Here is a 3,880-nt window from a genome sequence, read left to right as displayed (position 1 = left end):
GTCCACCGCCGCCTCGGCCGCCGCCATCGGGGCCACCGGCACCCTCGCCTTCACCCGCCCCACCGCGGCCGGGTTCCCCGCGTGGGCGATCGCTGTCCCAAGCGGGCAGGCGCTCAGTCTCCGTGCGGGCGCCCAGGTCGGCATGGCTGGCCTGACGCAACATGAGCATGAACTGCTGCCCGCCGGGCATGCCGCCAAAAGGCGCCGTGCGCAGGTAGGGCTCGGGCACCAGGCCCAGGGGGTCGCGGTCCTGCTCTGAGGTCACGATCAGGGTGGGGGCCTGCAGCCCGCGGTAGCGGGTCTCGAAGGCGCCCTGTTCGAAGCTCGCATAGGGGCTGACCAGCACAAAAGCGCGGAACGCGTGTCGCAGCCCCTCGGGCACGCTGACGCCGGCGACCTGTTCGCCTTCGGCCTGCTGGGCCGTCCAGGCGCCCAGCTCGTAGCCCAGCAGGGCTGCGCGCGACAGGTCCACACCCGCCAGCAAAGGGTCACCTGCCGCCTGCGAAGCCGGCAGCGAGGCCATCAGCGCCGCCAGCATCGTCACGCGACGCTGAGACGCCGCCGCGGCAAACCGGGTTTGGGCCCATGCGTGGGCATCAACCTGGGGCTCTCCCGGGCGCGAGGGCAAGCGGGCATCCTCGGCCAGGGCTTGCCAGGACAGCACGACATGGCCCGCCTCCGCCAGGGCGCGACGCCAGGCCGCCAAGGCCTGGGCCGACTGCCCCACGCCGGGCAGGCACACCACCAGGGGATGGGGCCCTGGCCCGCTGGGCCTCAGCCACACCAGGTGCTGCACCTCGCCTTGCACCACCCGGGCTTCATGCACCTCACGCGTGTCCGCCTGGGTGCGTGCGGCGTAGGCCCGCGCCTCGAACTGCCGCACCCGCACCGGGTCCAGCGGGGCCTCGCGCGGCGGGCTGGCGCAGGCAGAAAGCAGCAGCGCGGTGCCCAAGGCCCAGCAGGCCATCGGGAAACGCGGCCGCCTGTTGGGTGGCGGGCGACGGTGCAAGGGCGGTGCCGCGCGTTCTGTGCGGCGCACGCAAGGCAGGAAAACAGGCGAAGGATCAGGCATCAGGGCAGGCAGGCGTCACCGCACCATGCGGCGGCCAGCCATGATGACCAGGCCAGGTAAAGGGCTGGTGAAGCCCGGGTAAAGCCGCCGACTCAGGCGCCGCGCCGAAGCCAGGCCGCCAGCCCGGCCCAGGCCAGCAGGCCCAGGACGAAGGGGCCGCCGAGGGCGCCGCCGCCACCGCCGCCACTGGAGGTCGTGGTGGCCGCCGCGGCCGCCACCGTGATGCGCACGTCCGAGCTGTTGGTCTGCAGGTTGCTGTCGGTCACCGTGAGGCGAACCGTGAAAGTGCCTGCGGCGCTTGGGCGCACGGCCAGGCTGGCGGTGGTCAGGTCACCCGTCAGGGCCGAGACAATACCGCCGCCATCCACGAGGCTCCAGCTGTAGCCGGTCACCGCGGCCCCCGAGACACTGGCCAGCGAACCCGTACCGGAGAGCGTCACCGTCTGGCCCGCCGTGGGCGCCGACGGCGTGACCGTGACCACCGCCACGGGCAAGCCCGATGCCGCCGTGACCGCCGCCCCCACATCCAGCATGCCTGCGCCGCAGGTGCTGGTGGTGCAGTAGCACTCCAGCTGCTCGGTCGAGGTCGGGGCGGTGCACTGGCCGATGCCGGCCGTGCCGCCAGTGGTGGGGAAGCTGCGCGCCGTGTTCTGAAGCACCTGCAACACCGCCGCGGGCGTCATGTCGGGGCGAACCGAGAGCACCAGGGCGGCCGCCCCCGCCACCTGGGGAGCCGAGAAGCTGGTGCCATAGGTCGCGGTGGCGGCCGTGGCACCGCTGTAGGTCGAACCACCTGCGCTGTCGGCCACCGGCGTGGTGGTGCCACTGTTGGTCGTGGTCACGATGCCATAGGCGCAGTAGTTGCCATCGCTCAGGCAGTTGCCGCTGGGCGCGCTGATCGCCACCTGGCTGCCCACCGCCGAATACCCCACCTTGGTACCCGAATGGCGCAGCCCCCCCACGGCGATCACTCCCGTGCAGTTGGCGGGCACCTCGACCGCCTCGCCATTGGAGTTGCCGGCCGAGGCCACGATCACCACCCCCAGCTGGTTCAGCGTGGTGATGGCATCGGTATAGGCCTGGCTGCAGGTGCCGGTGCCACCCAGGCTGAGGTTGATCACGCGCGCCGCCTGCACTGGCGGTGTGATGCCGATGTCGATGCCAGCCGCCCACTTCATGCCGGCGATGATGTCGGAGTCGTAGCCCCCGCACTTGCCCAGCACCCGCACCGGCAGGATCTTGACCCCGCCGGCCACAGAGGCAATGCCCACACCGTTGTTGAAGGCCGCGCCAATGATGCCGGCCACGTGGGTGCCGTGCCAGGAACTGGTCGCCACCTCGTCACAGCCCCGGAACACCGTGGGGTTGTCCGAGATCTCGGCAGCCGTCAGGTAATCCCCCAGGTCTTCGGCCCCCACACCGCGGCCAATGCCGTTGCCTGCGATCACACCCGAACTGATCATGGTGTAGCCCGTCAGGAGGTTGCCACTCAGCTCCGGATGATCGCTGCGCACCCCTGTGTCCAGCACCGCCACCGTGATCGCGCTGCTGCCGGTGCTCAGCCCCCAGGCCGTGGGCGCGTTGATGGCCGACACGAAGGTGGTGTCGGGTGCGCGCAGGTACCACTGGCCTGCCGCCACCTGGGTGCGCGGCCGCGAGCTGTCTGCGGCGTAAAGCGGGTCGTTGGGCTCCACGGCGGCCGAGGCCTTGCGCCACTGGTCCACCACCGCATATTCCACATCGCTCTGGGCGCTGAGGCGCGCGGCCAGCGCCGCCGAGCTCAGGCCGGAGGCCACGGCCACGTGCGTGCGGGTCCCCAGCACGCGGGCATCCTGCATGGTCAGACCCAGCCGCTGCCCCAAACGCCGCATGGGCTGGCTGGTGGCACCACTGGCCGAAGCCGCATTCACCCGCTCACGGCTGTCCACCAGGGCCGAGGAGGCCTTCAGCTTGACGATGACCCGGGCCTCACCAGCGGAGGTCTGGGCACAGACAGAGCCCACGCCCAGCATGACCAAGGCAAACAGGGACAGGCAACGGACGATCAAGGCAGGCATGGGCAAGCACGGCAAAGGGAGACAGCGCGCCATGATAGGCCAGCGCCGTGTCGCGTGATCATTTGAGAAACGAGACCGTCGCAACAAGCCGTTGCCCCGGCACACCGCACCGCCCGCGGCATCTGGCACCTCATCTGACACCACGTTGGGCTGGGCGGCAGGGTGCGCCACTGCATCACCACGCTGCGTTTCATCGGCTGAACGGCCAAGCCCCCGAACTGCGTCACAAAACTGCCTCATTTCGAGGCACCGCAAGGCGCTTCCCAGGGGAAAACCACCTTACCCCGTCCTTGCCCCAAGCTTGCCAACACAGTTATCCACAGGAAGCGGGGATAACTTCGCAGGCGGCCACGGCATCCCTTTGAGATGGCGCAGTGCCATCCTGCGGCAGGCCGGGCCCGATCCGGCTACAGTCAGACCATGCCCCGAAAGTCCGCCATGCACGCTGCCCCCCTGCCCCGCCTCCGCCTTGTCGGCGGCCTCCTCCTCACCCTGACCCTGGGCGCCTGCGCCAACTTCGCCGGGCCGCACCGTTACGTCGGCAACGTCGTGGCCGTGCCGGACACCGAGGTCTCGCCCTGCCAGTTCATCGATGAGCTCCGCAGCAGCTCCGGCCTCACCGGCTTCTTCGGCCCCAAGGGCGTGGACAACATCAAACAGAACCTGCTGCGCCAGGCCGACGTCCTCGGTGCCACCCACGTGGTCTGGGGCGAGCCCGAGGTGGGCTACGACAGCACCACGCTCAAGGCCA

The 3,880-nt window shown here is 70.4% G+C and carries 3 protein-coding genes; 1 reads left to right on the top strand and 2 read right to left on the bottom strand.

Annotated features, from left to right (window positions below; translation table 11 throughout):
* Positions 1-1,072: hypothetical protein (locus tag QZ994_RS19055; RefSeq protein ID WP_290877438.1), on the bottom strand; the 1,072-nt coding region annotated here is incomplete at its 3' end.
* A gap of 92 nt (positions 1,073-1,164) precedes the next feature.
* A complete protein-coding gene (locus QZ994_RS19050; RefSeq protein ID WP_290877434.1) occupies positions 1,165-3,129 on the bottom strand; it encodes a S8 family serine peptidase in 1,965 nt (654 codons plus the stop codon).
* A 420-nt stretch (positions 3,130-3,549) separates the two neighbouring features.
* Between QZ994_RS19050 and QZ994_RS19045 the strand changes: the two genes are divergently transcribed.
* Positions 3,550-3,880: hypothetical protein (locus QZ994_RS19045; protein ID WP_290877432.1), on the top strand; the 331-nt coding region annotated here is incomplete at its 3' end.

Source organism: Aquabacterium sp., from assembly GCF_021768455.1.
In the GTDB taxonomy this organism is placed as follows: domain Bacteria; phylum Pseudomonadota; class Gammaproteobacteria; order Burkholderiales; family Burkholderiaceae_C; genus Aquabacterium.
The sequence above is the reverse complement of the archived record's forward strand: the minus strand, read 5'-3'. Positions and strand labels throughout refer to the sequence as shown.